We start from the raw sequence: 26954 nt of genomic DNA, 5'->3' as shown, positions 1-26954 counted from the left end.
GACATCGGCATGCCTTGATGAGCCGCGCGCCGGTCATAGTCAACGCGGCACCCTTTCGCCGGATTGCCCATCGGCCCCGAAGCGACTAGATGCGGTGCGAACCTCGCATCACGACAACGGAGCGGCACATGGCCTCGTATCAGTATGTCTATCACATGGATGGCGTCTCCAAGACCTATCCGGGCGGCAAGAAATGTTTCGAGAACATCCGCCTGAATTTTCTTCCCGGCGTGAAGATCGGCGTGGTGGGTGTGAACGGTTCGGGCAAATCCACCCTCATGCGCATCATGGCAGGCATCGACACCGATTTCAGCGGTGAGGCATGGGTCGCCGAAGGCGCGCGTGTGGGCTACCTGCCGCAAGAGCCACAGCTCGACGAAAGCCTGAGTGTGCGTGACAACGTCATGCTGGGCGTTGCGCCGAAAAAAGCCAAGCTTGACCGCTACAATGAGCTGGCAATGAATTATTCGGACGAGACCGCCGATGAAATGGCGGCGCTGCAAGATCAGATCGACGCCGAAAATCTTTGGGATCTCGACAGCCAGATCGATGTCGCCATGGAGGCGCTGCGCTGCCCGCCCGATGATGCACAGGTGGCAACGCTGTCAGGCGGTGAACGCCGCCGTGTGGCTTTGTGCAAGCTTTTGCTTGAAGCGCCCGAGATGCTGCTTCTGGATGAACCGACCAACCATCTGGATGCCGAAACCATCGCTTGGCTGCAGCAGCACCTGATCGAATACAAGGGCACGATCCTGATCGTGACCCATGACCGCTATTTCCTTGACGACATCACCGGCTGGATCCTTGAACTCGATCGTGGGCGCGGCATCCCCTATGAGGGAAATTACTCGGCTTGGCTGGAACAAAAAGCCAAGCGTCTGGAACAAGAAGCGCGCGAGGACAAATCGCGCCAAAAGACGCTTGAGCGCGAATTGGACTGGATCCGCGCGGGTGCCAAGGCGCGTCAGGCCAAGCAAAAGGCCCGGATCAACGCCTATGAACAATTGGCCGGGCAATCGGAGCGCGAGAAGATCTCGCGCGCGCAGATCGTCATCCCCAACGGCCCCCGTCTGGGCGGCAAGGTGATCGAGATCAGCGGTCTCAAGAAAGGCTATGGGGACCGGCTTTTGGTCGAGGATCTGAGCTTTTCCCTGCCGCCCGGCGGCATTGTCGGCGTGATCGGCCCCAATGGTGCGGGCAAGTCCACCTTGTTCCGCATCCTGACCGGGCAAGAGCAACCCGACGAGGGCACGGTGGAATTTGGCGATACGGTGCAACTGTCCTTTGTGGATCAGTCACGCGACACGCTTGATGGCAGCAAGACCGTCTGGGAGGAAATCTCGGGCGGGGCGGAAATCATCGAACTGGGCGACGCCAGCATGAACAGCCGCGCCTATTGCGGGGCCTTCAACTTCAAGGGCGGTGACCAGCAAAAGAAGGTGGGATTGCTTTCGGGCGGGGAACGCAACCGGGTGCATATGGCCAAGCTGCTCAAGGCTGGTGGCAATGTGCTGTTGCTCGATGAGCCGACCAACGATCTGGATGTCGAAACGCTGCGCGCGCTCGAAGATGCGCTGGAGGATTTCGCGGGCTGCGCGGTCATCATCAGCCACGACCGCTTTTTCCTTGACCGGCTGTGCACCCATATCCTTGCCTTCGAGGGCGAGGCGCATGTGGAATGGTTCGAGGGCGATTTCTCGGCCTATGAAGAAGACAAGAAGCGTCGCCTTGGTCCCGATGCGTTGGAACCCAAGCGGTTGAAATACAAAAAGTTCACGCGGTGATGTGGCGTGTAGGGCGGGACTAGTCCCGCCCTACGCTGCTTCTCCAAAGCGGCCAGGGACATCGTTGCCGAACCAGTCTGCGGCAATGCGCCCAAGCCGGATGTCGCGATGGATGGATGATGCGGCCCAATCGGCCGGGCGTTCCACATGGCCATGGCGCACCGGATCAAGCCAGCAATAGTGCAAATGCCGCTCCAGATCCTGCGCGTCGCGGCAATGATGCTCCCAGAAGCGCTGCTGCCAGATGCCCAGCTCGCCTTTGCGCGGCTGAAAACCGGGGCGGGGTGGTGGCGGGATCAAGCCCGCGCGCCGGGCATCGCGGCTGAAGCGGGCCTTGATGCGGCCCCAGCGCTGCGAATAATTCATGTCATCGATCGGCAATCGCCAGATCGCGTGCAGATGATCGGGCAAAACAACCCACGCGATACTTTCCAACGGGCGATCGGCCAGCGTGTCGCGCACCGCCGCGCGCAAAATGGTCAGGTGATCGAGCAGGGCAGTGGATCCGCGCTGCGCAAGGCAGACGGTGAAAAACACAGGCCGGGTAGATCGGGGCGGGCGGCGATAATCGGGCATGCCAAAACCATCATCGCGATTGGTGAATGTCTGGTTAACGCTGACGGCGCGCGATCGGAACCAGATCAAGAGCTTCACCGCCCTGATGTCGCGCAATCGGGTCGGATCGGGCAAATCCAGCAGGGTGCATCGGCTTACCGCAATTGCCGTGTGGCACGGGCCGCGCTGTTCGGGCTTGCTATTTGCCACCCAAGCCCCCATGTACCCCTCGCGAACGTTATTCTTTTTCGACCACTGTCTCCCCTCACACGGCTGTCAGTCTTTCGATCCAGACCGACCAAGCCAAGCTGCCACATATCGTGGGTAGCGAAAGTACAGGAGATATCACGATGGCCAAAGGCACCGTGAAGTGGTTCAACAGCACCAAGGGTTTCGGCTTTATCGCACCCGAGAGCGGCGGCAAGGACGTTTTCGTCCACATTTCTGCGCTTGAGCGTTCGGGCCATGCCTCGCTGAAAGACGACCAAAAGGTCACTTTCGACGTCGAATCCGGCCGTGACGGCCGCGAATCGGCGATCAATATCGTTCTGGTCTGAACCAGACCGGGTCCGCATGCGGGCGATACTGCCCCTGCGATCCCGATCCAACACAAAGGTGCGCAGCTTTGCGCACCTTTTTTGTGGCAAGCCGACAGGGCTTGTCAGCGGTCCTGCCTTGGTCCAGATTATTGACGATGATAATCACCAAAGGCTTGCTGCCCAATGTCCCATCGCATCACATGCCTGTCTTGCGCGACAGCAAACCGGGTGCCCGTCGACAAGCTGACCGCGCACCCCAAATGCGGCACCTGCGGCGCCAAGCTGGCCGAGCCCAAGGTGCATGAGCTGGACACCGCCACCCTTCGCAAGGCCGAGCGTGGCGATAGCCTGCCGCTTCTGGTGGATTTCTGGGCGCCCTGGTGCGGGCCCTGTCGGTCCATGGCCCCAGAGTTCGAAAAGGCCGCCCGGGCGCTGGCCCCCCATGCGCGGCTGGCCAAGATCAACACACAGGTCAATGGCGACGCCGCACAACGCTATGGTATCCGCGGCATCCCGGCCCTGATCTTGTTTGATAACGGCCAAGAGACAGCTCGCATGACCGGCACGCGCCCTGCCGCCCAGATCGAAGCCTTTGTCCGTCAACATGCAACCACGATGCGCGCCTGAGGGCGGCGTGGCGATCTAGAAGCGGATGGAATAGATCAATGCCACCGGCAGCACCATCGCGCTCCAGATGCAAAAGAAAAACGCCATGCGTCCGAGCTTGAGGAACAACTGAATATCCGCATCCTCGGCGAAATCAGCACTCACGCCGGTCTTGGTGGCAGTCTCGAGATCGATGAATTCCATGCGTGACATATGTCGTTCTCCGATGGGCGACGATGCGCCGGGATCCAGAACCGCAACATAAGGGCCATGCCGCCTTGGTCCAGTGCCAATAGGCTGCTTTCTGTGGCTTGCGCGGAAAAAGGCCGTATCATGCACCCAAACCCGACCACAGGAGCATCTGCCATGATCGCATTCCACCGACGCGCCGCGGCCATGATTGTGGCGCTGTGGATGGTGATCCCGGTGCCGGGTCAGGCGCAAGACGGGCATGAAACGGCCTTTGTCATTGGGTTGATGGAATCGATGAATGCGCTGTCGATCCGCTTCAACCGCGAGGTATGCGGCTATATCCTGCGCCATCCCGACGGCGCCCATTATTCCACCACCAAGGCCAGCTGGGGGGGGCACGCCTCTTGCGCGTCTCTTGCGGTCGAAGACGGCGCGGCGGTGGTGTCTTCATGGCATACCCATGCCGCATGGGTGCCCGAATACGACGGCGAGGTGCCATCGGTTCAAGATGTCGAAGGCGACATGCAACTTGGCGTCAACGGCTGGGTCGGCACACCGGGGGGGCGTTTGTGGTTCGTGGATGTGGACACAGGCGATATCCGACAGGTTTGCAGTTTGGGTTGCCTTCCGTCAGACCCGAATTTCATCGGCGATGATGATCCGGTGCGCAAAACCTATACGCTCGACGCGCTTCAACAAAGGTTCGGGGACTCTCGCTAGGATCGGCCCGCCAAAACCCCATGGCGATGACAGCTGATCAGGTGATCGTTCACCAAGCCCGTGGCCTGCATCCATGCATAGGTGATGGTCGGCCCGCAAAACCGAAACCCGTTTTGGGTCAGATCCTTGGACAAGCCAACGCTCAGCGGTGTAAAGGCGGGCACATCAGACTGGCACGCCCACGCATTGTGCACCGGCTGCCCATCGACATGGCGCCAGACGAAATCGGCGAATCCCATGCGCTCTTCGATCTTCAGAAACGCGCGGGCGTTGCCGATCGTTGCCTCGATCTTGCCGCGATGGCGCACGATGCCGGGATCGGCCAAAAGCCGCGTCACCTCTGCCTCGCCCCAGCCTGCGATGGTTTCAGGCTGAAAACCGTCAAAGGCGCGGCGAAATCCATCGCGTTTGCGCAAGATCGTGATCCAGGCAAGGCCAGCCTGAAACCCGTCGAGCACCAGCTTTTCCCACAAGGCGCGGCCATCATGCTCGGGCACACCCCATTCGGTGTCGTGATACAAGACATACAGCGGGTCATCCCCGCACCAGATGCAGCGGCCAAGGGCAACCATTGGAAAAATTCCGACAATTGAAAGAAAAAACGAGGTTTCACCATTTCTTAAGTGTGCTTCTGGCATGTCAGCAAGTGTATTGCAGAGCATGAGGGCAAGATGGGTCATATCCGTGGCAAACCGGTAGAGCCGGGTCTGGGCAGCCCGCTTGATGCGGCAATCAGCCAGCGTGATCGCGGCACGCTTGCCATGGTCCGCCAGGCACTGGCGCGCGGCGACACGCTTTTGGCGTATCAGCCGGTGATGCGGGCCGATGGCGCGGGCATCGCCTTTTACGAGGGGTTGATCCGGCTGCTGGATGAAACCGGCCGGGTGATCCCCGCGCGCGACTTTATCCATGTCATCGAAGATCAGGATCTGGGCCGACAGATCGATTGCGCGTCCTTGCGATTGGGGCTGGCGGCCCTGCACGTGGCACCCACGCTGCGGCTGTCGATCAACATGTCGGCGCGCTCGATCGGGTATCCGGGATGGATGAACATGCTGCATCGGGCGATCCGCCTTCAGCCCGAGCTGATGAGCCGCCTGATCCTTGAGATCACCGAAACCTCGGCCATGCAGATGCCCGAGATCGTTTTGGCCTTCATGGAAACCCTGCAAGACAAGGGCGTGACCTTTGCGCTGGATGATTTCGGCGCCGGTCAGACCGCGTTTCGCCATCTGCGCCATTTCTGTTTTGATGTCCTGAAAATCGACGGTCAGTTTTCCCGTGACGTCGACACCGACCCCGACAATCAGGTGCTGTGCGCCGCGCTGATTTCCCTGGGGCGGCATTTCGACATGATCGTGGTCGCCGAAGGGGTCGAAACCGCCGAAGAAGCCGCATGGCTTGCAGGCGCAGGGGTGAATTGCCTTCAGGGCCACCATTTTGCCGTGCCCACCATCACCCCGCCATGGACCAACGACGCGCCCCGGGGCAATCAGCCCATGACCAGATCCTGATACCCGCTTGCCCATGGCAATCCGTCACTTTCGACTGAGACACCGTGTCCGTTGATCACCGACACTGCGCCCGGATAACAGAGCGCCAATGCTCCGAATCCGCGCGGTGCCGATGACACAGGCACACCACCGCTCACGAAAGGAATTTCCATGACCAATGTCGTCATCGCCTCGGCCGCACGCACGGCTGTTGGCAGCTTTCTTGGCGCTTTCGCCAATACCCCCGCTCATGATCTGGGCCGTGCCGTGATCGAGGCGGTCGTCGCCCGCGCCGGCATCGACAAGGCCGAGGTCAGCGAAACGATCCTCGGTCAGGTGCTGACTGCCGCTCAGGGCCAGAACCCCGCGCGTCAGGCCCATATCAATGCAGGTCTGCCCAAGGAAGCGGCCGCATGGGGCATCAATCAGGTCTGCGGCTCGGGGCTCAGGGCGGTGGCCTTGGGCGCGCAGCACATCATGCTGGGTGATGCCCGGATCGTGGTGGCGGGTGGACAGGAAAACATGTCGCTCAGCGCGCATGCCGCCAATCTGCGGCAGGGTCAAAAGATGGGTGATCTGAAATACATCGACACCATGATCCGCGACGGGTTGTGGGATGCCTTCAACGGCTACCACATGGGCCAGACCGCCGAGAATGTCGCCCAGCAGTGGCAGATCAGCCGTGATGCACAAGATGAATTCGCGGTGGCCAGCCAGAACAAGGCCGAAGCCGCTCAGAAAGCCGGCAAATTCGCCGATGAGATCACCCCGTTCACCCTGCAGACCCGCAAGGGCGATGTGGTCATGGACAGTGATGAATACATTCGTCATGGCGCCACGCTCGATGCCATGGGCAAGCTCAAGCCCGCCTTCACCAAGGATGGTTCGGTCACGGCGGGCAACGCCAGCGGGCTGAATGATGGTGCGGCCGCCACCCTGCTCATGTCCGCCGACGAAGCCGAACGCCGTGGCATCGAACCGCTCGCGCGCATCGCATCCTATGCCACGGCGGGGCTGGACCCGTCGATCATGGGCGTGGGCCCCATCTATGCCAGCCGCAAGGCGCTGGAAAAGGCGGGCTGGTCGGTCGGCGATCTGGAACTGGTCGAAGCCAACGAGGCTTTTGCCGCACAAGCCTGTGCCGTGAACAAGGACATGGGCTGGGATCCGGCCATCGTCAACGTCAATGGCGGCGCGATTGCAATCGGTCATCCGATCGGCGCCTCGGGCGCCCGCGTTCTGAACACGCTTTTGTTCGAAATGAAGCGCCGTGGCGCAAAGCGCGGGCTGGCCACGCTGTGCATCGGTGGCGGCATGGGCGTTGCCATGTGTGTCGAACGCCCCTGATGGGATCCAAGGGGGATGGGGCGCCTTCGGGCGCCCTTTTCACATCCGGCGCGGCAAGATGATCTGCGAAATATTGTTGCTTAATCGGGCTTGCGTGCGTAACAGGATTACCAAAGCACGACGCCAAACTGGAGGAACCCATGACAAGAGTAGCGCTCGTCACCGGCGGCAGCCGGGGCATCGGTGAGGCCATTTCCAAGGCCCTCAAGGCCCAAGGATATGCCGTCGCCGCAACCTATGCGGGCAACGACGAAAAGGCCGCCGCCTTTACCGCCGCGACCGGCATCAAGACCTACAAATGGGACGTTGCCGATTACGATGCCTCCAAGGCCGGCATCGCGCAGGTCGAGGCCGATCTGGGCCCCATCGACACGGTCGTGGCCAATGCGGGCATCACGCGCGACGCGATGTTCCACCGCATGACCCCGGCCCAATGGAAAGAGGTCATCGACACCAATCTGACTGGCGTGTTCAACACGGTCCATCCCGTCTGGTCGGGCATGCGCGACCGCAAATTCGGCCGCGTCATCGTGATCTCCTCGATCAACGGCCAAAAGGGCCAGGCCGGTCAGGTCAATTATGCCGCGACAAAAGCGGGCGATCTGGGCATCGTGAAATCGCTGGCCCAGGAGGGCGCGAAATTCGGCATCACAGCCAATGCGATCTGCCCCGGCTACATCGCAACCGAAATGGTGATGGCGATCGACGAAGCCGTGCGCGACAAGATCATCGCGGGCATCCCTGCCGGTCGTCTGGGCGAACCTTCGGAAATCGCGCGCTGCGTGACCTTTTTGGCCTCCGAGGATGCGGGCTTTATCAGCGGGTCGACCATCTCGGCCAACGGCGCGCAGTTCTTCGTCTGACAGCCCCCACCACACACGAAGGGCCGGGGCGCATCGGCCCCGGCCTTTTTGCGCTTGGCCTGCACGTTCGGCCTCAGGCCCGGCGCACGAAAAGCCCGGCCAACTGGCGCCAGAAATAGCGCGCGCATTCCGCGCGCGCCGCTGCGATCTGTGCGCGCATTTCATAAGTCAGTGCAAAACTGTCCATCGATCTGATCCTCTCGGTGGGAAATCCATCTCCCTCATGGGCCGAGATAGGTCAGAAAGCATGTCCTTAGTACTGGCGATAACGGCAAAGCCGCTTGTCACCTGCTGCAAGGCTGACATCGAAACCGGGGGCGCCGGGCGCCCCGCCGCTTCAGCTGTCGAGCCGGGTGATTTCTTCCTTGAGACGCAGCTTTTCTTTCTTCAGGTCACGCAGCTTGAGATCATCGGTCCCCGGGCTGCGCTGCGCCTGTTCGACCTGATGAGAAAGATTGGCGTGCTTTTTCTTGAGTTCCTGCAGATGAGAGCCAAGCGACATGGGCGTCTTCTCCTCATTGATGACAGTCACATGACAACTGCATCACGGAAGTTGAGTCGTGTCACGCAAAACCGCGTGGCAAGGGCATTGTTCTTTATCAATCCTGCCCGGCAAAGGGCAGCGGGGCCGCCGCGCGCAAGACCGCTTGGGCTTGATCGGTGAAATCGGGGGCATCGCCTGCGTGATCTGCGCCTTCATGTATAAGAAACGGCGCCAGCAGCGCAAAGGGGGCGCGGGCTGATTTGCGCGCCCGGATCACCACGCGGGTCGCGGCGCGCCCGATGCGGGGTTGCAAGGGCAAGACCGCGACCGCGCCAAAGCCCGCACCCATCGCGGCCAGACAATCGGGCAAACGTTCGGCCAGATGGATCAGCGTCAACCACCCGCCGGGCTTGAGCCGCGCACGCGCCGTATCGATCCAGATCGACAGGGGGGTATCTTCCCGATTGGCGGCCTCACGCCCGGGGTCTTGTGCCTGCGACCCGCTGCCTGCCGGGAAAAAAGGCGGGTTGGCCAGCACATGATCAAAGCTCATCTGCCGCAGATCATGGGAAAGCGCCCCAAGATCGGCCGTGATCACCGTCATGGCCGCGCCTGCCCGCGCTGCATTTTCGCGCGCAAGGGCGGCATAATCGGGCTGACGTTCCACCCCGAACAGCTCCAGCCCCGGCACACGCGCGGCCAGACACAGGCTGGCCGCCCCTGCCCCACAGCCAAGCTCCAGAACGGTTTGCCCCGCTTTCGCGGGACAAGCGGCCGCCAGAAACACCGGGTCGGTCGCGGCCCGATAGCCGTGCCGCGGTTGCCGAAGCGTGACGCGCCCCCCCAGGAAAGCGTCCAGCGTGGTCGCGTCCTCGGTCACCGGGATACCGGAAGGCCGTTGTCGCGCAACGCGATCCGTGCACGCGCGGCATCGGCGCGTCGCACCATCATCCGGCGGGGAAAAATCCCGATGGAGCCCTCCAGCACGCTTATATGGACGTCCATGACGAAGACCTCTATATCCTCGCCCGACAGAAGCGCCGAGGCGAAAGCAATCTCGGTAGGGTCGGTGCTGCGCATGATTTCAAGCATGCGCCGCATCTAGGCCGCCCCATCGCGCTTGTCGAGACGAGGATCGGGAAAGGATTGCCGCTTGAGCCTTGATGATGCCGCCACCAAGCCGCATGAGCGCATGCAGGCCGCATTGCGCGACGATCTGGTCGCCGTCGATGCCCTGATCCAGGCGCGCATGGCCTCGGATCATGCGCCGCGCATCCCCGAAGTCACCGCCCATCTGGTCGATGCCGGCGGCAAGCGGGTGCGCCCGATGCTGACGCTGGCTGCGGCCCGGCTTTGCGGCTATGCGGGGACGGCCCATCACAAGCTGGCGGCGACCGTCGAATTCATCCACACGGCCACGCTGCTGCACGACGATGTCGTCGATGAAAGCCAGAAGCGCCGGGGCCGACCCACGGCGAACCTGTTGTGGGACAACAAATCCAGCATTCTGGTGGGCGATTACCTGTTTGCCCGCGCGTTTCAGCTGATGGTGGAACCCGGCAATCTGCGGGTCTTGACGATCTTGTCGAATGCCGCCGCCGTGATCGCCGAGGGTGAGGTGTTGCAACTGACCGCGGCGGCCAACATCGCCACCACCGAAGACATCTATCTTCAGGTCATCCGCGGCAAGACCGCAGCACTTTTCGAAGCCGCCTGCGAGGTTGGCGGCGTCATCGCCGATCGCCCCGAGCAACAGGTGCGCGCGCTGGCCACCTATGGGGACGGGCTGGGCATAGCCTTTCAGATGGCTGATGATCTGCTCGACTGGGGCGGCAGTGACGGGATGATCGGCAAGAACACGGGCGATGATTTCCGCGAGCGCAAGCTGACGCTGCCGGTGATCCGCGCAATTGCGCGCGCCGATGCGGCCGAACACGCGTTCTGGCAGCGCACGATCGAAAAGGGCGACCAGCGCGACGGCGATCTGGAACAGGCCATGTCGCTTCTGCGACGCCACGGCACGCTGGAAGAAACCCGCGCCGAGGCGTTCGGCTGGTCCGTGCGCGCGCAAACCGCGCTCGAGGTTCTGCCTGATCACCCGCTGCGCGACATGATGCATGATCTGGCCGATTACGTGGTGGCGCGTCTGGCGTGACCCTTCAGGGCAGGATCGCCGCGTCCTGCACCCACCAATCCGGATGGTCTGCTGCCAGCGCCGCTGCTGCATCGCGGGCCGCTTGCGCCGTAGCAAACAGCCCGAAACAGGTGCCCCCCGACCCGGACATGCGCGCCAAAAGGCACCCGCCCTGCGCGGACAGCGCCGCGATCACGGGCGCGATGCCGGGAACCAGCTCAAGGGCGGGCGGTTCCAGATCATTGCGGGTCTGCGCCAGCCAAGCGGCCAGCGCCCCGGCATCACGCCAGCCTTGGGGCGGCATGTCGGGCAATGGCGGGTTTTCCGCTGTCACAAGCGCCGCAAAGACCGGGCCTGTCGGCACCGCGACGCCGGAATTGACCAGCACCAGCCACAAGGGCGGCAAGGGCGGCAGGGGGGCAATCACATCGCCGATGCCTGCCATGTGCGCGGGGCGCCCAAACAGGCACACGGGCACATCCGCGCCCAAAGACAACACCGCAGGCGCATCGGGCAAGGGCGCATCCCACAAAGATGCAAGCCCCCGCAAGGCCGCCGCCGCATCGGCAGAACCGCCGCCAATCCCACCCGCATGCGGCAAATGCTTGTCCAGGGTGATCGCGGCGCCCGCAGCGTGATCAAACAGTTGGGCCGCGCGCCAGATCAGATTGCGCTGATCGCTCGGCACGCCATCCGCGCGCGGCCCGATGACCGCAAGCGACAACCGAGGGGCGGGCGCGATGTGCAGCCAGTCGCCTGCATCGGCAAACACCACAACCGATTGAAGCAGATGATAGCCATCCGCGCGCCGCCCCGTGACATGCAGCGCAAGATTGACTTTGGCAGGGGCAAACAACCTCACTGCGTTCCGCCCACCCCGCCATCATCCGCGAGCACGCGGTCCAGCCCGATGTCAAGCTTTCGGCGAATGCGGATCGCGTCGGCTTCCTCGGGCGCATTGCTCAGCGCACGCTGCCATTGGAATTGCGCCTCGCGCTTGCGCCCGACCATCCAGTACACATCACCCAGATGGTCATTGATGATCGGATCCGTCGGCAACAGGGCCACCGCGCGTTCCATCGGTTCGACCGCTTCGGCAAACCGCCCCAGCCGGTATAGCACCCATCCCAGACTGTCGACAATGTAGCCCGAATCGGGCCGGGCTGCGACCGCGCGCTCGATCATCGCCAAGGCTTCGTCCAGGTTGCGGCGCTGTTCGACCATCGAGTAGCCAAGATTGTTCAACACCTGCGGCTGTTCGGGGTTAAGCACCAGCGCCTGACGGAAATCAGCCTCGGAGCTTGCGAAATCATCAAGGTTTTCGAAACAGATGCCGCGTGTGTAATACAAGAACCAATAGCGGCTTTGCGTGATGTCCACCCCGTCTAGCGCGGCCGTATAGGCCTCGACCGCTTCGGCACAGCGTTCGGTCCGGCGCAACGCATCGCCCAGCGCGGCTTTCACCGTGGGCAGGTCCGGGTGATCGCGGGCCAGATCGCTCAAGACGGTCACGGCATCATCTTGGCGATCATCCTCGAAATAGGTGTCGGCGCGGCCAAGCTGGGCCTCCACGAATTGCGGATCCCCGGGCTGCACCTGGGCATAGGCATCTGCGGCGAGGCTGTATTGACCCTGCGCGCGCAACAACTCGGCCGTATAGATCAACGCCTCGGAATGGGTTGGGTCGATCCCGTAGGCGGCGCGCGCGTAAAGCAACGGCAAAGTGCTGGAACCGCTTTCGCCGCTGAGCGCGCGGGCGATGGTGAAAAAGACCTCGGCCAAACCTTGCTCGGCGGTGGTGATGAACTCATAGGGGGCTGGCGACGGATTTGCCAAGATCCGCGCGCGCAGGGCCAACAGCGCAGGGTCTGGCAAGGATGCCGTAAAGATATCCAGCAATTCCAACGCGTCGTCGCGACGGTCAAGTTGAACCAGCACCTCGACCCGGGCGCGCAACGATCTTTCGCTGGCGCTCAGCGGGCCGAATTCATTGCCTGACAAGATCGCGTCAGCCCCTTCGAAATCACCGACGGCGGCGCGCGCCAAGGCCAGATGGGTATAGGCGATGTCGGCCAGCGGGTCATCGGCGGCGACCGCCGTGAAGCTGTCGGCGGCGCGGCGCATGTCGCCCTCACCCAGATGGATCCAGCCCATCGCAAGATCGTCGATCAAGGGCCCTGCCCCGGTCCCCGCCGCGATCGCGGCCCGCGTGCCCGCCAGATCGCCTGCCATGACAAGGTTCACCATACGCACAAGATTGACCAACTCTTGCGCGCTGGCCTCGGGCGGCAACATGTCGGCAATGACCGCTGCGCGCGCCCATTGCCCAAGGGCTGCATGGGCAAAGACCGCATTGCTGATCAGAACCGGATTGCCCGGATCAGCGGCAAGCGCAGTCTCGAAATAGACCGCGGCGATGCGGTGATTGCCCTCCAGCACGGCGGAACGCGCGGCCAGATAGGGCCCGGCCAACCCCGGCACGTCCTGCTGCGCGGTGACGGCCTGACCCAACAGGACGCCAAAGGCCAGCGGCAGAACAGACGACAGCAACAGGCGGCGCATGATCGAAATCTCCCCGTGACAGCACAAAGACTAGGCCCCGGAAGGGTCAAGGGCAATGCACCCCCGCCCCCGCCAGGCCGCCGACACGCGAAATCCGCTCACATGTTCGGGTAATTCGGCCCGTCGCCGCCCTGCGGCACCGTCCAGTGGATGTTCTGCGACGGGTCCTTGATGTCGCAGGTCTTGCAATGAACGCAGTTCTGGAAGTTGATCACAAAGCGCGCATCGGCGCCGGTTCCCACCACCTCATAAACGCCCGCCGGGCAATAGCGTTGCGCGGGTTCGCCATATTCGGGCAGGTTGACCTTGATCGGCACGCTGGCATCCCTGAGCGTCAGATGCGGGGGCTGATGTTCTTCGTGATTGGTCATCGAAAAGGACACATTGGTCAGCCGGTCAAAGCTGAGCACCCCGTCGGGTCTGGGGTAATCGATGGGCTTGTGATCGCGGGCCCGGCCAGTGGCGGCGGCGTCCGACTTGCCATGGCGCAGCGTGCCGAAAACCGACGCGCCCAACAGGCTGTTGGTCCACATGTCCATCCCGCCCAGCATCAGGCCACCCAAAAGCCCGTATCTGGACCACAGCGGCTTGACGTTGCGCACCGGCTTGAGGTCCTTGGCGATCGGCCCGTCCTTGTGCAGGTAATCGTCGTAATCGCCCAGCTCATCGCCCGACCGCCCGGCCGCGATGGCGCGGGCGGCTGCCTCGGCCGCCGCGATGCCCGACAGCATGGCATTGTGGTTGCCCTTGATGCGCGGCACATTCACCAGCCCGACGCCACACCCCAAGATCGCCACGCCGGGCGCCACCGCCTTGGGCATGGATTGCCACCCCCCCTCGGAAATGGCGCGCGCGCCATAGGCGATGCGTTTGCCGCCCTTCAAAAGCTCGGCCACCATCGGATGATGCTTGAACCGCTGGAATTCCATATAGGGGTAAAGATGGGGGTTTTCGTAGTTCAGATGAACCACAAAACCGACATAGACCTGATTGTTGTCCAGATGATAGATGAACGACCCGCCACCGGCATTGGCACCGAGCGGCCAGCCCATGGTGTGCACCACCGTGCCTTCGCGGTGCTTTTCGGGATCGATCTCCCAGATTTCCTTCATGCCAAGGCCGAATTTCTGCGGGCATTTGCCCTTTTGCAGATCGTATTTCGCCAAGACCTCCTTGGTCAGCGATCCGCGCACGCCCTCGCCCAGCATGACGTATTTGCCGCGCAGCTCCATCCCCGGCTCATAGGCGTCGCCGGGTGTGCCGTCGGGGTTCTTGCCGAATTCACCCGCGACAACGCCCGCGACCTGACCTTGATCGCCATAGACCAGTTCGGAACATGACATGCCCGGGAAAATCTCGACCCCCAGCGCCTCGGCCTGCCCGGCCATCCAGCGGCAGAGATTGGCCATCGAGACAATGTAGTTGCCGTGATTGTTCATCAGCCCCGGCATGACCGCATTGGGAATGCGGATGCCACCGCCTTCGCCCAGCATGTAGAAGCTGTCGCTGCGCACCGGCACCTTGACGGGGGCGCCGCGCTTTTTCCAATCGGGGATCAGCCGGTTCAACCCCACCGGGTCAAGAACCGCGCCCGACAGGATATGCGCGCCCACCTCGGAGCCCTTTTCCAGCACGACAACCGACAGATCGGGGTCGATCTGCTTGAGCCGGATCGCCGCAGACAGGCCCGCAGGCCCCGCGCCCACGATGACCACATCGTAATCCATGCTTTCGCGTATCGTGTCAGACATGTTTTCCCCTGTTCCCCGTCAGGGCCGCAGGCAGCGGCAGCTTACGCAAGATTGTTGCGTGATTGGGTAGTGAACCCCGCGTCCGGGGTCAATCGTGACGCGACAGCATGGTGTCGCAGGGGTGGGCTGGCCGCAGGGATGGGCGCGCGCTAGCTTGCACCCGTGTGTCCCCAACCCAAGGCCCGCCCATGACCCCCCTTCGCCTGATCTATCTTGCGCTGATCATCGTCGGCACCATCCTGCCGTGGAGCTATTTCTATGCGTGGTTCACGGAACACGGCTGGGCGCTTGGGCCGATGATCGATGCGTGGTGGGTCAATGATGCGACCAGCGCGCTGGTCTACGACCTGACCATCGCGGCGATTGCGCTGACCATCTGGGCGGTGGTCGAGGGTGTGCGCGGCAATCGCTGGTTTTTTCTGGTCATCCCTGTGACCTATGGCATCGGGGTCAGCGCGGGCTTGCCGCTCGCACTGTTTCTTTTGGCGCGACGCCAGAGGTAGCGGTGCGCCTTATGGCGCACCCCAACCCCTTTATGGCAGAATTACCGTCTGCCCGGTCGTCTCACGCGCCTCGAGCGCGCGATGGGCATCGGCCACCTGTTCGAGCGAGAACCGCTGATCGATGCGGATCTTCACATCCCCCGACAGCACCTTGTCGAACAATTCGCGCGCCATCTGCTGACAGGTGGCGTGATCGGCGATATGGGTGAATATTGTGGGCCGCGTGATCTTGAGCGACCCCTTGGCCCCCAGCGTCGCAAGGCTGAAGGGCGGCACCGGCCCGGACGCATTGCCAAAGGAAATCATGAAGCCCAAGGGCCGCAGGCAATCGAGCGAGCCGTCAAACGTATCCTTGCCGACCGCATCCATCACCACATCCACGCCGCGCCCGCCGGTCAGATCGCGCACCTTGGCCACCCAGTCACCCGAACGGTAATTGATGCAGGCCTCAGCCCCATGATCCAACGCCAACTGGCACTTTTCATCCGTGCCCGCAGTGCCGATCAGGCGGATGCCCTCGCTTTTGGCCCATTGGCAGGCAAACAACCCCACCCCACCGGCGGCGGCATGAAACAGCACCGTGTCGCCCTTGGCGATCGGCGTCGTGCGGCGAAACAGATAATGGGTCGTCAGCCCCTTGAGCATCATCGCTGCCCCTTGCTCAAAGGAAATGCCGTCAGGCAGCGGACAGACCTGTGCCGCCCGCATCACGCGCGCCTCGCAATAGGCGCCGGGCGGCATCGACGCATAGGCGGCGCGGTCGCCGACCTTCAGATGCGTGACGCCTTCGCCCACGGCCTCGATGACGCCCGCGCCTTCCATGCCCATGGCGTGCGGCATCGCCAGCGGGTAAAGCCCCGCGCGCTGGTAGACATCGATGAAATTCAGCCCGCAGGCATGATGACGGATGCGAATCTCACCCGGTCCGGGCTCGCCCACCGCGCGATCGACGATCTTGTAGGCTTCTGGCCCGCCCGGGGCCTCGATGATGACGGTCCTTGCCATGGTTTGTTCCCTCCAATGTGTGATGCCAGACCCTAACGGGCGCGCGCGCGACGTCCAGCCTCTTTGAAAGCGCTTCAGGGGGTGCTACCTCGCGCAAAGGCACAGGGCGGGGATCGGATGGATCACTTTCTTTACAAGGACGGCATCTTGCATGCCGAAGACGTTGCAATCCCCGACATCGCGGCGATGGTTGGCACGCCGTTTTACGTCTATTCCTGCGCCACGCTGTCGCGCCACTATCGCCTGTTTCAGGATGCGCTGGCAGGCATGGACCATCTGGTCTGCTTTGCGATGAAATCGAATTCCAATCAGGCGGTGATCGCGCATCTGGCGGGATTGGGCGCGGGGATGGATGTGGTTTCGGGCGGCGAATACCTGCGGGCCCGTGCGGCGGGGGTGCCGGGCGAACGGATCGTGTTTTCCGGCGTCGGCAAGACGCGCCAAGACATGCATATGGCGCTGACCGGCGGCATCCGGCAATTCAACGTCGAAAGCGAACCCGAATTGATCGCGCTGTCCGAAGTGGCCCATGGGCTTGGCCTGCGCGCGCCGATCACGGTGCGCGTCAACCCCGATGTCGATGCCAAGACCCATGAAAAGATCGCCACCGGCAAATCCGAAAACAAGTTCGGCATCCCCATCGCCAAGGCCCCGGCCGTCTATGCCCTGGCCGCATCCCTTCCGGGCATCGAGGTGGTGGGCATCGACGTGCATATCGGCAGCCAGTTGACCGATCTGGACCCGTTCCGCCAAGCCTATGAAAAAGTGCGCGATCTGACGCTTTTGTTGCGCGGCCAAGGGCATGATATCCGCCGTCTCGATCTGGGCGGGGGCCTTGGAATTCCCTATGAACGCTCCAACATCGCCCCACCGCTGCCCACCGAATATGGCGCGCTGATCCGCGATATCGTGGGCGATCTGGGCGTCGAGGTCGAGATCGAGCCCGGCCGCCTGATTTCGGGGAATGCGGGCATCCTTGTTTCTTCCGTCATCTATGTGAAAGAGGGCGAGGGGCGCGATTTCCTGATCCTTGACGCGGCGATGAATGATCTGGTGCGCCCGGCGATGTATGGTGCGTGGCACGATATCGTGCCCGTCAGCGAACCCGCCCCGGGTGTGGACCAAAGGCCCTTTGATGTGGTCGGACCGGTCTGTGAAACCGGTGATACCTTTGCCAAGCAGCGTCAGTTGCCGCCCGTGGCCGCCGGGGATCTGGTCGCCTTTCGCAGCGCGGGCGCCTATGGCGCGGTGATGGCCAGCGAATACAACACAAGACCGCTGATCCCCGAGGTGATGGTCAAGGGCGATCAATTCGCCGTCATTCGTGCGCGTCCCACATTTGACGAGATCATAAACCGAGATACAGTTCCCTTGTGGGTATGACCCACGGGGCGCCGCGCCCCGGAAAGGGACAATGACCGGAACCTCGCCCAGCGCGCGGGCGCTTGCCCGCCTGATCTGGCCGCTGCGGCTGACGCGGGCGGGCATGCTGGCCGAGCGTGCCCTGCGCGCTTTCTGGCCCGTCTGGACACTTGCTTTCGTGACACTGTCCGGCTTTGCGTTTGGACTGGCCGGCTTGCTGTCGCCCGCCGCTCTTTGGGCCGTGCTGGGGGCGGTGGGCATAGCGCTTGCCACAGGCATTGCGCGGGGTGTGATGCGCTTTCATCCGCCCAGCCGGGCCGAGGCGCTGGAACGGCTGGACCTGACCCTGCCCGGTCGGCCGATCTCCGCGCTGCTGGACCAGCCCGCCATGGGCGTCGACGACCCGGCAACGCAATCGGTCTGGGCCGCGCATCTGCGCCGGATGGAGGCGCGTCTGGCCGATGCCCGCGCGCCCGAACCCGATCTGCGCCTGTCGCGCCAGGACCCCTTTGCCCTGCGCTATGTTGCGGCCACCGCGCTGGCCATGGCGCTGCTCTTTGGCAGCTTGGGCCGCGTCGCGGAGATGGGCGATGCGGCGACCCTTGGGACAGGCCAGGCCATCGCATCCGGCCCGTCTTGGGAAGGCTGGGTCGAACCGCCCGCCTATACCGGCCTGCCCTCGCTTTATCTCAACGAGATCATGGTTGATACCTTCGAGGTGCCGGTGGGCGCGCGCATCACCCTGCGCAGCTATGGCGAACCGGGCGCCACAGCGATCCAGACCGATGTGGGCCCCCTTCTGGTCGATAGCTCCGATGGTCTGGCGCAATCGCTCCGCGTCGAGCGTTCGGGCAGCTTCACGGTGACCGGGCCGATGGGCCGAAGCTGGGCGATTTCGGTTCTGGCCGACCAGCCCCCCACCATCATGCTTGAGGGCGCGGTCGAAGGTGAACCGCCCGGCCAGATGACATTCGCCTTCCGCGCCACGGACGATCATGGCGTCGTATCGGGCACGGCGCATATCCAGCTTGATCCCGCCCGCGCCGACCGGCGCCATGGGCTTTCGGTCGCGCCGGAACCGCGTGAGGCGCTGGTGCTGGATCTGCCGATGCCGTTTCAGGGCGGCAGGGCAGATTTCACCGAAGTGCTGCTGGAGGATCTGTCACAGCATCCTTTCGCCAACCTGCCCGTGTCGCTGGTGCTGAGCGTGACCGATGCGGCGGGTCAGATCGGCACTGTCAGCCACGACATCCCGCGCCTGCCCGGACGCCGCTTTTTCGACCCGCTCGCCCATGCACTGGTGGAAATGCGCCGCGATATCTTGTGGTCACGCGAAAACGCGCCGCGCGCCGCCCAAATCCTGCGCGCTGTGTCATGGAGCCCCGAGGACGGCTTGGACGAAGGCGTCTATCTGCAAATTCGCGCCGCCATCCGCCGTCTTGAATCCGCGATTGACATGATCGCGCCCGAGACCCGCGATGATGTGGCCGACATCTTGTGGGCCGCCGCCATAGCGCTGGAAGAGGGCGATCTGGACGACGCGCTGGAACGGCTGCGTCAGGCACAAGAACGTCTGTCACAGGCGATGCAGCAGGGGGCCAGCGACGCCGAAATCGCACAGCTGATGCAAGAGCTTCGCGACGCGATGGACGACTACATGCAGCAACTGGCCGAAAACGCCGAACCGGGCCAGGACCGCCCGGACCAAGATGGCGAGCGCATGGAAATGTCGATGTCCGATCTCGACGAGATGATGCGCCGCATCGAAGAGTTGATGCAGCAGGGCCGCATGGCCGAAGCGCAAGACATGCTCGATGCGCTCCAGCAGATGCTGGAAAACATGCAGATCGCCGAAGGCGGCCAAGGCGGCGACGGCCCCCGAAGCCCGGGGCAGCAGGCGATGGAAGGGCTGCAAGACACGCTGCGCGACCAGCAAGACCTGTCGGATGATGCATTCCGCGATCTGCAAGACCAATTGAACCCGGGCCGCCCACAGCAAGGCCAGCAGCCGGGCCAGCAAGGGCAACAACCGGGCCAGCAGCCGGGCCAGCAGCCCGGGCAAACACCGCAACAAGGTCAGGAACCGGGCCGCAACGGCACCGCCGATGGCAATGGTCAAGACGGCGAAAACGGTCAGGCCCTGTCGCTTGCCGAACGGCAAGAGGCGCTGCGCCGCATGCTGGAACAGCAGCAAGGCCGCTTGCCCGGCGCGGGCACCGATGCAGGCGATGAGGCGCTGCGCGACCTCGACCGGGCCGGGCGGGCCATGGAAGAGGCCGAAGACATGCTGGAAAATGGGGACATCGCCGGCGCGCTGGATGCGCAATCCGACGCCATCGAGGCGTTGCGCGACGGCATGACCGAACTTGGTCGCGCGCTGGCCGAAGCACAAGCGGGCGAAAACCCCGGGCAAGGTCAGGCCGAGGGCAACATGGCCCCCGACCGACCGCTGCAAGATCCGCTGGGCCGTCAATCCGGCAACTCGGGCAGCTTCGGCACCGACGAAGCCATGGCCGAACGCCAGGAAGCCTTTCGGCGGTCTCGCGAATTGTTGGATGAATTGCGCCGCCGCTCATCCGAACAAGAGCGCCCCGAGATCGAGCGTGATTACCTGCGCCGGCTGCTCGATCAGTTCTGAGCCAAAACCCCGGGCTTACGCCCCAAAAGCCATGTTCCCAAGCCATCGCGCCAGATCGGCAAGCCTTACGCGCGCCGCATCAACCGCTTGGGCATAAACCTCCAGCGCGGGCGCAAGGGTGGGCACGCTGGCGCCAACCAGGTCTGCCTTTGCGTATAGCGCAACCGCGCCTGCCGTGATCGCCAGCGCCAGCACAAAGCCCAAGCGCGCGCCCTTGCGCCGTCGGGGGGCTTTGTCGAGCGTGTCGATATCGCTGGCATCTGCCTCGGTGTCGGATCGGTCTCCGGTATCGCGCAAACTGGCGTTGATCTGATCGATATCGGGCAACAGCCCGGGCGTGGCGACGGGGTCATCATCCACCACCTGTCTGGCCGAAAGGGCATCACTCACCCCACCCGTTGCGACGGGGTGATCTTGGTCTTGGGATGCAGCCTTGTCTTGGGCAACCGGCACGACCGCCAGCACATCGGCCGGATCGGGCTCGCCACGGCGCAGACGGGCCTCGCGCTCGGCCTCGGCGCGCAAGATTGCAAGAATGGCGGGATCGATCTCAATGCGCTGGGGCGCAGTGGGCGGAGCAGCCTCTGTCTTTGGTACCAACTCAGGTTCCGGCGCGGGTTCCTGTTCTGGCGCGGGGTCCGGCGCGGGTTCAGGTTCCGGCGCGGGCTCAGGTGCCGGTTCCGGTTCCGGCGCGGGCGCGACCGGTGGCGGCGGTGGGGGTGCCGGCTCTGTCACGGGTGGGGGCGCGGGCGTTGCCGCCGCCATGGGGAGCTTTCGGTCGCTGCGCAGCCCCGGCTGAAACCATGTGGTCCCGCAATTCGAACATTGCACATCCCGCCCTTCGGCCGGGATCATGCTGTCGGCAACCTCGTAACAGGCGCCACATGTCGGACAGGTTAGCCGCATTCTGGTTTCGCTTGCCTCAATCTTGCGACACAGCCAGACCACTGACGCGACGCGGCCTGCCACTCTGCCCGCTTCTAGCAGCGCCCCCCATTCATTCCAAGGGTGTCGGACGCCCTGCCGATTGCAACGGCTGCGCATCCGTTGCATGAGAGAACCGCGACCGGCGCAAGGAGTGGGCTTTCGTGATCGAGATGCAGGATGCCGCCTATGGCTACGGGGCCACGCCGATCTTGTCGGACATGACCCTGCGGCTGGCACCGGGGTCGTTTCACTTTCTGACCGGCCCCTCGGGTGCAGGCAAGACCACCTTGCTCAAGCTGTGCTACGCCGAGCTTTTGGCCACCGCTGGAACGATCACCCTGTTCGGGCAAGATGCCAATGGGCTCGACCGTGACGCCATTGCGCGAACCCGTCAGCGCATCGGCGTGGTGCATCAGGATTGCGAATTTCTTGACCATCTGCCGGTCAGCGAAAACATCGCCCTGCCCCTTGTCGTGGCGGGCCGCGACAGCGCTGACCAAGACAGCAACCTCAAGGAATTGATCGCATGGGTGGGTCTGTCGGGCCGCGCCCACGCCCGCCCGCCCGAATTGTCGGGTGGCGAACGCCAGCGCGCGGCCCTGGCGCGTGCCATCATCATGGACCCCGATGTCATCCTTGCCGATGAACCCACCGGCAATGTGGATTGGGACATGTCCTTGCGCCTGTTGAACCTGTTGTGCGAACTCAACCGCATGGGGAAAACCATCGTCATCGCCACCCATGACCTTGCGCTGATCCGGGCCGCCAAGGCACAGGTCCAAGCGCGCGTGCTGCGCATCGCCGATGGCCGGCTCACTGCGGCGGGGACCAATCTGTGACGCTGTTGCTCGATCTGATTGCGCTTCTCAAGGGCGATACGCAGGCGGACCGGATCGTGCCCCGCACAGGCCAGACCGCGCGGCTGACCGCGGCTGTGTCGGGCGCGATGGCCTTTTTGGCGGTGTTTGCCCTTGCCTTGTCGCTGGCTGCGGGTCGGCTGGCCGACCGCTGGGCCGAGGCGCTGGCGCAAAGCGCGACCATTCGTCTTTCGGCGCCCGAAGCCGAAATCGAGGCACAGACACAGGCGATCCTGACCATTCTGGCCCAGACGCCCGGCATCGCCACGGCGCGTGCGCTGTCCGATGACGAACAGCGCGCCCTTCTTGAGCCATGGTTCGGACCCGATCTTCCCTTGGCGGATCTGCCCGTGCCGCGCCTGATCGAGATCAAGGAGACCGCCGAAGGCTTTGATGCCTTGGGCCTGCGCCAAAGGCTGGCGGCCGAAACGCCGGGGGCGGTCCTTGACGATCATACCCGCTGGCGCCGGCCCTTGATCGACGCTGCTGACCGGCTGCGCCTTTTGGGGTGGGTGTCGCTGATCTTGATCCTTGGATCGACGGCGGCGATGATCACATTGGCCGCCCAGGCCGCCCTCGCCCTGAACCAGCAGGTGCTGCGCGTCCTGCGGCTTGTGGGCGCGCGCGACAGCTACATCGCACGCGCCTTTGTGCGCCGCTTCACGCACCGTGCGCTGACCGGGGCGGGGGTGGGGGCGGCGCTTGGCACGCTGGCCATCGCGCTTTTGCCGCGTGCTGCCGATGAAGGCGCGTTTCTGTCGGGGCTGGGCTTTCAGGGCGCAAGCTGGCTTTGGCCCCTGACGATCCCGCCCTTGGCCGCAGCCACCGCCTTTTGGGCAACCCGCATCGCGGCCTTGCGCAGGCTCAGGGGGCTGCGATGATCCAGCTTTTGCGATCGATCCTCTTTATCGCACAGATGTATGTTGCCATGCTGGTGATCGCGCTGGCCTATGCGCCATGGGCGATGCTGTCGACCTTGGGGGCACATGCCGCCTGTCACGCCTATTGCCGCTGGGTGATCTGGAGCCTTGGCTGGATGACCGGCCTGCGCTGCGAAGTGCGCGGCACCCCCCCCTTGGGCGAGGTGATGATCGCTGCCAAACATCAAAGCTTTCTGGACATCTTGATGATCTACAACGCCGTGCCGCGCGGCAAGTTCATCATGAAAAGCGAACTGATGTATGCGCCGCTCCTGGGTCAATACGCGCGGCGCATCGGCTGTGTGGCGGTCAACCGGGGCAAGCGCGGGGCGGCCATCGCCAAAATGCTGGCCGATGTGAAATCCGGCCGCCAGCAGGGCGGGCAACTGATCATCTATCCACAAGGCACCCGTGTCGCGCCCGGCGCGGCGCGACCCTACAAGATCGGCACCGGCGCCCTTTATGAACAACTGGGCCAGCCCTGCGTGCCGGTGGCCACCAATGTGGGCGTGTTTTGGCCGCGTCACGGGTTTTTGCGCAAACCGGGGCTGGCTGTGGTCGCGTTTCTGCCGGAGATCGCACCGGGCCTGTCGCGGGATGATTTCATGGCACGCTTGGAATCCGAGGTGGAAGCCGCCTCGAACGCACTGATGGCAGAGGCAGGTTTTCATGCGCCTGATTGACACCATCGCCGCCCTTGAGGCGCTCTATGATCCGCCCACCCCCGCCTCCTTGACCAAGGTGGCGCAGCATCTGACGCCGCTTTATCGGGCATGGATCGGGTCGGCACGGTTTTGCATCCTGACCACGGTCGGCCCAGACGGCACCGATGCCAGCCCGCGCGGCGATGACGGCCCTGTGGTCCGGATCATGGATGACCGCACCCTCTGGCTGCCCGACTGGCGCGGCAACAACCGGCTCGATGCTTTGCGCAATATCGTGGTCGATGGGCGCGTATCGCTTTTGTTCATGGTGCCGGGTTCCACCAATGTGGTGCGCGTCAATGGCCACGCGGGCGTGACGGATGATCGCGCCGCGACCGAAAGCTTTGCACAACAAGGCCGGCACCCCAGGGTCGTGATCGTCGTGACATTGGGCGAGGTCTATTTCCAATGCGCCAAATCCATCATGCGCTCAAGGCTATGGTCCGGTGTCGATGCCAGCGCGGGGCTGCCCAGCGCGGGGCAGTTGCTCAAGGAAAGAATGCCCGACCTTGACGCGGAAACCTACGACCTGACCTATCCCTCTGACGCGTCACAGCGGATGTGGTAAGCAATGCTGTCCTACCAGCACGCCTATCATGCGGGAAATCTGGCGGATGTGCACAAGCATGCGCTGTTGTCGTGTGCGCTCGACCACCTGACGCGCAAGGACAAGCCGCTCAGCTATTTCGAAACCCATGCCGGGCGCGGGCTTTATCACCTCGACGGCGCCGAGGCGCGCAAGACCGGCGAGGCGGCGCAAGGTATCGGTCGGACAGCGGCATGGTTTGCCCCCGATCACCCCTATAGCCGCGCGCGCGCCGATGTGGCGGCAACCCATGGCCCCATGGCCTACCCGGGATCGCCACTCATCGCGGCATCGCTTTTGCGGCCCTTCGACACCATGACCCTTGCCGAATTGCACCCCGCCGAATTGGCGGCTCTGCGCACTGGCTTGCCCAAACGCCATGTGCAGGTTCTGCAAGAAGACGGGCTGGCCATGGCCCTGTCCCGCACGCCGCCCGATCCGCGGCGCGGTCTGATGCTCATCGACCCAAGCTATGAGATCAAGACCGATTACGACCGCATCCCCGATCTGATCGCCAAGCTGCACCGCAAATGGAACGTGGGGGTGATCATGCTTTGGTATCCGATCCTGACCACCCACGCCCAATCGCTCATGGCCCAGACCCTGCGCATGGGCTTTGCCGACGCGATCTGCCACGAGGTCCGCTTTCCGCCCGCGCGCCTGGGCCACGGCATGATCGGATCGGGGGTGTTCGTGCTGAACCCGCCCTTCGGCCTCGAAACCGAGGCCGCGCGACTGACATCGCTTTTTGCAGCGCTCTGAGCCCATCTTTGCTTTCGAAATACGCGCGGGGGAGCGCGAGGGCGTAGACAGCCCCCTCGCCCGGGTCGGCGCGCAGAACGCGGCGACACCGCTGCCTCAGACCGCGCCCAGCGCCGCCAGGGACACATCCGCCGCATGATCGCGCCCATAGGCCACCAGCCCGATCGATCGGATATCTTCGGGCCGGATGCGGCCCGCCATCATCGCGCCGGATGCCGCGAAATCGGCCAGCGGCAGCGTCACCTCGGCCCAGTCCGGCCCGGTGTCAAAGCCGTGCTGATAATACTGCCACGGAAGCCGCGTGCGCGTGCTGCGCAGATGGATGAAATAGCGCTCGCCATTGCCGCGCACCCTCAGGCGCAAGGCGGTCGTGGCGGGCGCAAGGCCCTCGGGCATCTCGGTGCGGGCCTGGATGAAGCCACCCCGATTGGCGGTCGAGACCGTGCCGCTCAGGCGCAAGATACCCGCCTCCATCCGTGCGCCGCCCTGGCTGACGCCGCCCATCACCGTATCGGCCAGATAGCTCCATGCCAGATCGCCCGCCGGTGTCATGGCGAACCCCTCCTGCTCGGCGCGCAGTGGCGCGGCCCATGCCACGACACCCGCCAGAACCGCGCGACGGGTGATCACGCCGCCAGACCCTTGGACCCCATGTCCAGATATTTCCGCCGCCGCCCGGCAACCAAGGCCTTGCGGTCGATCACGCTCAACTGTCCCAGCATCTGGGAAATCGCGCGGCCCACCTCGGCGATGGTGGCCGATTTGTCGCGCTGTGCGCCGCCCAAGGGTTCCTTGATCACCTGATCGCAAACGCCCAGCCGGTTCAGATCCTGCGCGGTCAGGCGCAACGCCTCGGCGGCCTCGCGCATCTTCTCGCTGTCCTTCCACAGGATCGACGCACAGCCTTCGGGGCTGATCACCGAATAGATCGAATGTTCCAGCATCGCCAGGCGATCCGCGGTGGCAAAGGCCACGGCCCCGCCCGATCCACCTTCGCCGATGATGATCGACATCAGCGGCACCCCGATCTGGAGGCATTTCTCGGTCGCGCGCGCGATGGCCTCGGATTGGCCACGCTCTTCGGCACCTTTGCCCGGATAAGCGCCGGGTGTGTCGACCAGCGTGATCACCGGCAGGTTGAAGCGATCGGCCATTTCCATCAGGCGCACTGCCTTGCGATAGCCTTCGGGGCGGGCCATGCCGAAATTCCGCTCGATGCGTGTCTTGGTGTCATGGCCCTTTTCATGACCGATCACCATGACCGGACGATCCTCGAACCGAGCCAATCCGCCCATGACCGCATGGTCATCGGCGAAATTGCGGTCACCCGCCAGAGGTGTGAATTCGGTGAACAGCGCGCCGATATAATCACGGCAATGCGGCCGGTCGGGGTGGCGGGCCACCTGACATTTGCGCCAGGGCGAAAGGGTCTTGTAGAGATCGCGCAGCATGTCGGCGGCCTTGCGGTCCAAGGCGGCGGCTTCGGATTCCACATCCATGCCGTCGCTTTGGCGGGCCAGCGCGCGCAATTCCTCGGCCTTGCCTTCGATTTCGGCAAGCGGTTTCTCGAAATCGAGATAGGTCGTCATGATCGTCACACCCCATCGCAGCGGCCTTGAGCGTATATGGCGGCGCACGGCGCGCGATGCAACCATGGCGC

Annotated in this window: 29 protein-coding genes and 1 pseudogene; 16 read left to right on the top strand and 14 right to left on the bottom strand. The window is 63.7% G+C overall.

The window, feature by feature from the left end; all coding sequences use genetic code 11:
- Positions 1–128 precede the first annotated feature (128 nt).
- On the top strand, positions 129–1784 hold the full coding sequence (gene ettA / locus Q0094_RS14200; RefSeq protein ID WP_297620983.1) for an energy-dependent translational throttle protein EttA: 1656 nt from the start codon (positions 129–131) through the stop codon (positions 1782–1784).
- Positions 1785–1814: 30 nt separating this feature from the next.
- Here the strand turns inward: ettA and Q0094_RS14195 are convergent, their stop codons facing one another.
- Positions 1815–2549, bottom strand: a complete 735-nt coding sequence (locus Q0094_RS14195) for a transposase (protein ID WP_297620981.1) — start codon at positions 2547–2549, stop codon at positions 1815–1817.
- A 140-nt stretch (positions 2550–2689) separates the two neighbouring features.
- On the opposite strand from Q0094_RS14195, the gene Q0094_RS14190 reads away from it, so the two are divergent.
- Together Q0094_RS14190 and Q0094_RS14185 are read left to right on the top strand one after the other, a co-directional pair.
- Positions 2690–2896, top strand: coding sequence for a cold-shock protein (locus Q0094_RS14190; RefSeq protein WP_297620978.1), 207 nt, complete (start codon positions 2690–2692; stop codon positions 2894–2896).
- Between the two features lie 165 nt (positions 2897–3061).
- Positions 3062–3505, top strand: a complete 444-nt coding sequence (locus Q0094_RS14185) for a thioredoxin domain-containing protein (protein ID WP_297620975.1) — start codon at positions 3062–3064, stop codon at positions 3503–3505.
- A 15-nt stretch (positions 3506–3520) separates the two neighbouring features.
- Here the strand turns inward: Q0094_RS14185 and Q0094_RS14180 are convergent, their stop codons facing one another.
- On the bottom strand, positions 3521–3688 hold the full coding sequence (locus Q0094_RS14180) for a hypothetical protein (protein WP_297620972.1): 168 nt from the start codon (positions 3686–3688) through the stop codon (positions 3521–3523).
- A gap of 162 nt (positions 3689–3850) precedes the next feature.
- Between Q0094_RS14180 and Q0094_RS14175 the strand changes: the two genes are divergently transcribed.
- Positions 3851–4396 (top strand): DUF4329 domain-containing protein, encoded by a 546-nt coding sequence (locus Q0094_RS14175; protein ID WP_297620969.1) that lies wholly within the window; start codon positions 3851–3853, stop codon positions 4394–4396.
- On the opposite strand, the gene Q0094_RS14170 is transcribed toward Q0094_RS14175, so the two are convergent.
- Complete coding sequence (locus tag Q0094_RS14170; RefSeq protein ID WP_297620966.1) at positions 4393–4968, bottom strand: DNA-3-methyladenine glycosylase I; 576 nt, start codon at positions 4966–4968, stop codon at positions 4393–4395. The two genes, Q0094_RS14175 and Q0094_RS14170, sit on opposite strands and share 4 nt — an antisense overlap.
- Before the next feature lie 99 nt (positions 4969–5067).
- Here Q0094_RS14170 and Q0094_RS14165 point away from each other — a divergent pair, with 99 nt between their 5' ends.
- The 3 genes from Q0094_RS14165 to phbB all read left to right on the top strand — a co-directional run bounded on the left by Q0094_RS14165 (position 5068) and on the right by phbB (position 8099).
- On the top strand, positions 5068–5910 hold the full coding sequence (locus Q0094_RS14165; RefSeq protein WP_297620963.1) for an EAL domain-containing protein: 843 nt from the start codon (positions 5068–5070) through the stop codon (positions 5908–5910).
- A gap of 150 nt (positions 5911–6060) precedes the next feature.
- Complete coding sequence (locus tag Q0094_RS14160) at positions 6061–7236, top strand: acetyl-CoA C-acetyltransferase (protein ID WP_297620960.1); 1176 nt, start codon at positions 6061–6063, stop codon at positions 7234–7236.
- 140 nt (positions 7237–7376) lie between these two features.
- Positions 7377–8099, top strand: a complete 723-nt coding sequence (phbB, locus tag Q0094_RS14155) for an acetoacetyl-CoA reductase (RefSeq protein WP_297620957.1) — start codon at positions 7377–7379, stop codon at positions 8097–8099.
- 337 nt (positions 8100–8436) lie between these two features.
- Here phbB and Q0094_RS14150 read toward each other — a convergent pair whose 3' ends face one another.
- The 3 genes from Q0094_RS14150 to Q0094_RS14140 form a co-directional block, all read right to left on the bottom strand.
- Positions 8437–8601 (bottom strand): DUF465 domain-containing protein, encoded by a 165-nt coding sequence (locus Q0094_RS14150; RefSeq protein WP_297620954.1) that lies wholly within the window; start codon positions 8599–8601, stop codon positions 8437–8439.
- Positions 8602–8698: 97 nt separating this feature from the next.
- On the bottom strand, positions 8699–9469 hold the full coding sequence (locus Q0094_RS14145) for a methyltransferase (RefSeq protein WP_297621007.1): 771 nt from the start codon (positions 9467–9469) through the stop codon (positions 8699–8701).
- Positions 9460–9675 (bottom strand): DUF2007 domain-containing protein, encoded by a 216-nt coding sequence (locus tag Q0094_RS14140; RefSeq protein ID WP_297621004.1) that lies wholly within the window; start codon positions 9673–9675, stop codon positions 9460–9462. Before Q0094_RS14140 ends, Q0094_RS14145 begins: the two co-directional genes overlap by 10 nt.
- A 61-nt stretch (positions 9676–9736) precedes the next feature.
- Between Q0094_RS14140 and Q0094_RS14135 the strand changes: the two genes are divergently transcribed.
- Complete coding sequence (locus tag Q0094_RS14135; RefSeq protein WP_297620951.1) at positions 9737–10738, top strand: polyprenyl synthetase family protein; 1002 nt, start codon at positions 9737–9739, stop codon at positions 10736–10738.
- Positions 10739–10742: 4 nt separating this feature from the next.
- Here the strand turns inward: Q0094_RS14135 and Q0094_RS14130 are convergent, their stop codons facing one another.
- The 3 genes from Q0094_RS14130 to Q0094_RS14120 form a co-directional block, all read right to left on the bottom strand.
- On the bottom strand, positions 10743–11579 hold the full coding sequence (locus Q0094_RS14130; protein WP_297620948.1) for a 4-(cytidine 5'-diphospho)-2-C-methyl-D-erythritol kinase: 837 nt from the start codon (positions 11577–11579) through the stop codon (positions 10743–10745).
- The gene (locus tag Q0094_RS14125) at positions 11576–13279 is read right to left on the bottom strand and encodes a tetratricopeptide repeat protein (protein ID WP_297620945.1); all 1704 of its coding nucleotides are present in this window, start codon (positions 13277–13279) and stop codon (positions 11576–11578) included. Before Q0094_RS14125 ends, Q0094_RS14130 begins: the two co-directional genes overlap by 4 nt.
- 98 nt (positions 13280–13377) lie before the next feature.
- Positions 13378–15030 carry an electron transfer flavoprotein-ubiquinone oxidoreductase gene (locus tag Q0094_RS14120; RefSeq protein WP_297620942.1) on the bottom strand — a complete coding sequence of 551 codons (1653 nt, stop codon included), beginning with the start codon at positions 15028–15030 and terminating at the stop codon, positions 13378–13380.
- A 188-nt stretch (positions 15031–15218) separates the two neighbouring features.
- Here Q0094_RS14120 and Q0094_RS14115 point away from each other — a divergent pair, with 188 nt between their 5' ends.
- Positions 15219–15533: a DUF2834 domain-containing protein gene (locus Q0094_RS14115; RefSeq protein WP_297620939.1), complete on the top strand. Its 315-nt coding sequence runs from the start codon at positions 15219–15221 to the stop codon at positions 15531–15533.
- 30 nt (positions 15534–15563) lie between these two features.
- On the opposite strand, the gene Q0094_RS14110 is transcribed toward Q0094_RS14115, so the two are convergent.
- Positions 15564–16538 (bottom strand): quinone oxidoreductase, encoded by a 975-nt coding sequence (locus tag Q0094_RS14110; RefSeq protein WP_297620936.1) that lies wholly within the window; start codon positions 16536–16538, stop codon positions 15564–15566.
- A gap of 117 nt (positions 16539–16655) precedes the next feature.
- Here Q0094_RS14110 and lysA point away from each other — a divergent pair, with 117 nt between their 5' ends.
- Together lysA and Q0094_RS14100 are read left to right on the top strand one after the other, a co-directional pair.
- On the top strand, positions 16656–17921 hold the full coding sequence (lysA, locus tag Q0094_RS14105; RefSeq protein ID WP_297620934.1) for a diaminopimelate decarboxylase: 1266 nt from the start codon (positions 16656–16658) through the stop codon (positions 17919–17921).
- 31 nt (positions 17922–17952) lie between these two features.
- Positions 17953–20538 (top strand): DUF4175 domain-containing protein, encoded by a 2586-nt coding sequence (locus tag Q0094_RS14100; RefSeq protein ID WP_297620931.1) that lies wholly within the window; start codon positions 17953–17955, stop codon positions 20536–20538.
- A gap of 15 nt (positions 20539–20553) precedes the next feature.
- Here the strand turns inward: Q0094_RS14100 and Q0094_RS14095 are convergent, their stop codons facing one another.
- Complete coding sequence (locus Q0094_RS14095; protein WP_297620928.1) at positions 20554–21138, bottom strand: hypothetical protein; 585 nt, start codon at positions 21136–21138, stop codon at positions 20554–20556.
- 210 nt (positions 21139–21348) lie between these two features.
- A pseudogene (locus Q0094_RS14505) lies at positions 21349–21444 on the bottom strand (zinc-ribbon domain-containing protein); the annotation flags it as partial.
- Positions 21445–21626: 182 nt separating this feature from the next.
- Between Q0094_RS14505 and Q0094_RS14090 the strand changes: the two are divergent.
- The 5 genes from Q0094_RS14090 to rlmJ are packed head-to-tail and all read left to right on the top strand — an operon-like array spanning position 21627 to position 25294.
- Positions 21627–22304, top strand: coding sequence for an ATP-binding cassette domain-containing protein (locus Q0094_RS14090; protein ID WP_297620925.1), 678 nt, complete (start codon positions 21627–21629; stop codon positions 22302–22304).
- A gap of 5 nt (positions 22305–22309) precedes the next feature.
- Entirely contained in the window at positions 22310–23203 is an 894-nt protein-coding gene (locus Q0094_RS14085; protein ID WP_297621001.1) for a cell division protein FtsX, read from the top strand.
- Positions 23200–23925 carry a 1-acyl-sn-glycerol-3-phosphate acyltransferase gene (locus Q0094_RS14080; protein WP_297620922.1) on the top strand — a complete coding sequence of 242 codons (726 nt, stop codon included), beginning with the start codon at positions 23200–23202 and terminating at the stop codon, positions 23923–23925. The genes Q0094_RS14085 and Q0094_RS14080 overlap by 4 nt, the downstream gene beginning before the upstream one ends.
- Complete coding sequence (locus Q0094_RS14075; RefSeq protein ID WP_297620919.1) at positions 23912–24514, top strand: pyridoxamine 5'-phosphate oxidase family protein; 603 nt, start codon at positions 23912–23914, stop codon at positions 24512–24514. The genes Q0094_RS14080 and Q0094_RS14075 overlap by 14 nt, the downstream gene beginning before the upstream one ends.
- A 3-nt stretch (positions 24515–24517) precedes the next feature.
- Positions 24518–25294 (top strand): 23S rRNA (adenine(2030)-N(6))-methyltransferase RlmJ, encoded by a 777-nt coding sequence (rlmJ, locus tag Q0094_RS14070; RefSeq protein WP_297620916.1) that lies wholly within the window; start codon positions 24518–24520, stop codon positions 25292–25294.
- A 96-nt stretch (positions 25295–25390) separates the two neighbouring features.
- On the opposite strand, the gene Q0094_RS14065 is transcribed toward rlmJ, so the two are convergent.
- Both Q0094_RS14065 and Q0094_RS14060 read right to left on the bottom strand, forming a co-directional pair.
- The gene (locus Q0094_RS14065) at positions 25391–25924 is read right to left on the bottom strand and encodes a CIA30 family protein (protein WP_297620912.1); all 534 of its coding nucleotides are present in this window, start codon (positions 25922–25924) and stop codon (positions 25391–25393) included.
- Entirely contained in the window at positions 25921–26883 is a 963-nt protein-coding gene (locus Q0094_RS14060) for an acetyl-CoA carboxylase carboxyltransferase subunit alpha (protein ID WP_297620998.1), read from the bottom strand. The genes Q0094_RS14065 and Q0094_RS14060 overlap by 4 nt, the downstream gene beginning before the upstream one ends.
- Between the last annotated feature and the right edge of the window lie 71 nt (positions 26884–26954).

It is taken from the genome of uncultured Roseicyclus sp. (assembly GCF_937892565.1).
GTDB lineage: Bacteria > Pseudomonadota > Alphaproteobacteria > Rhodobacterales > Rhodobacteraceae > Roseicyclus.
Note: the sequence above shows the minus strand (reverse complement) of the source record. Positions and strands in the feature narration are given on the sequence as shown.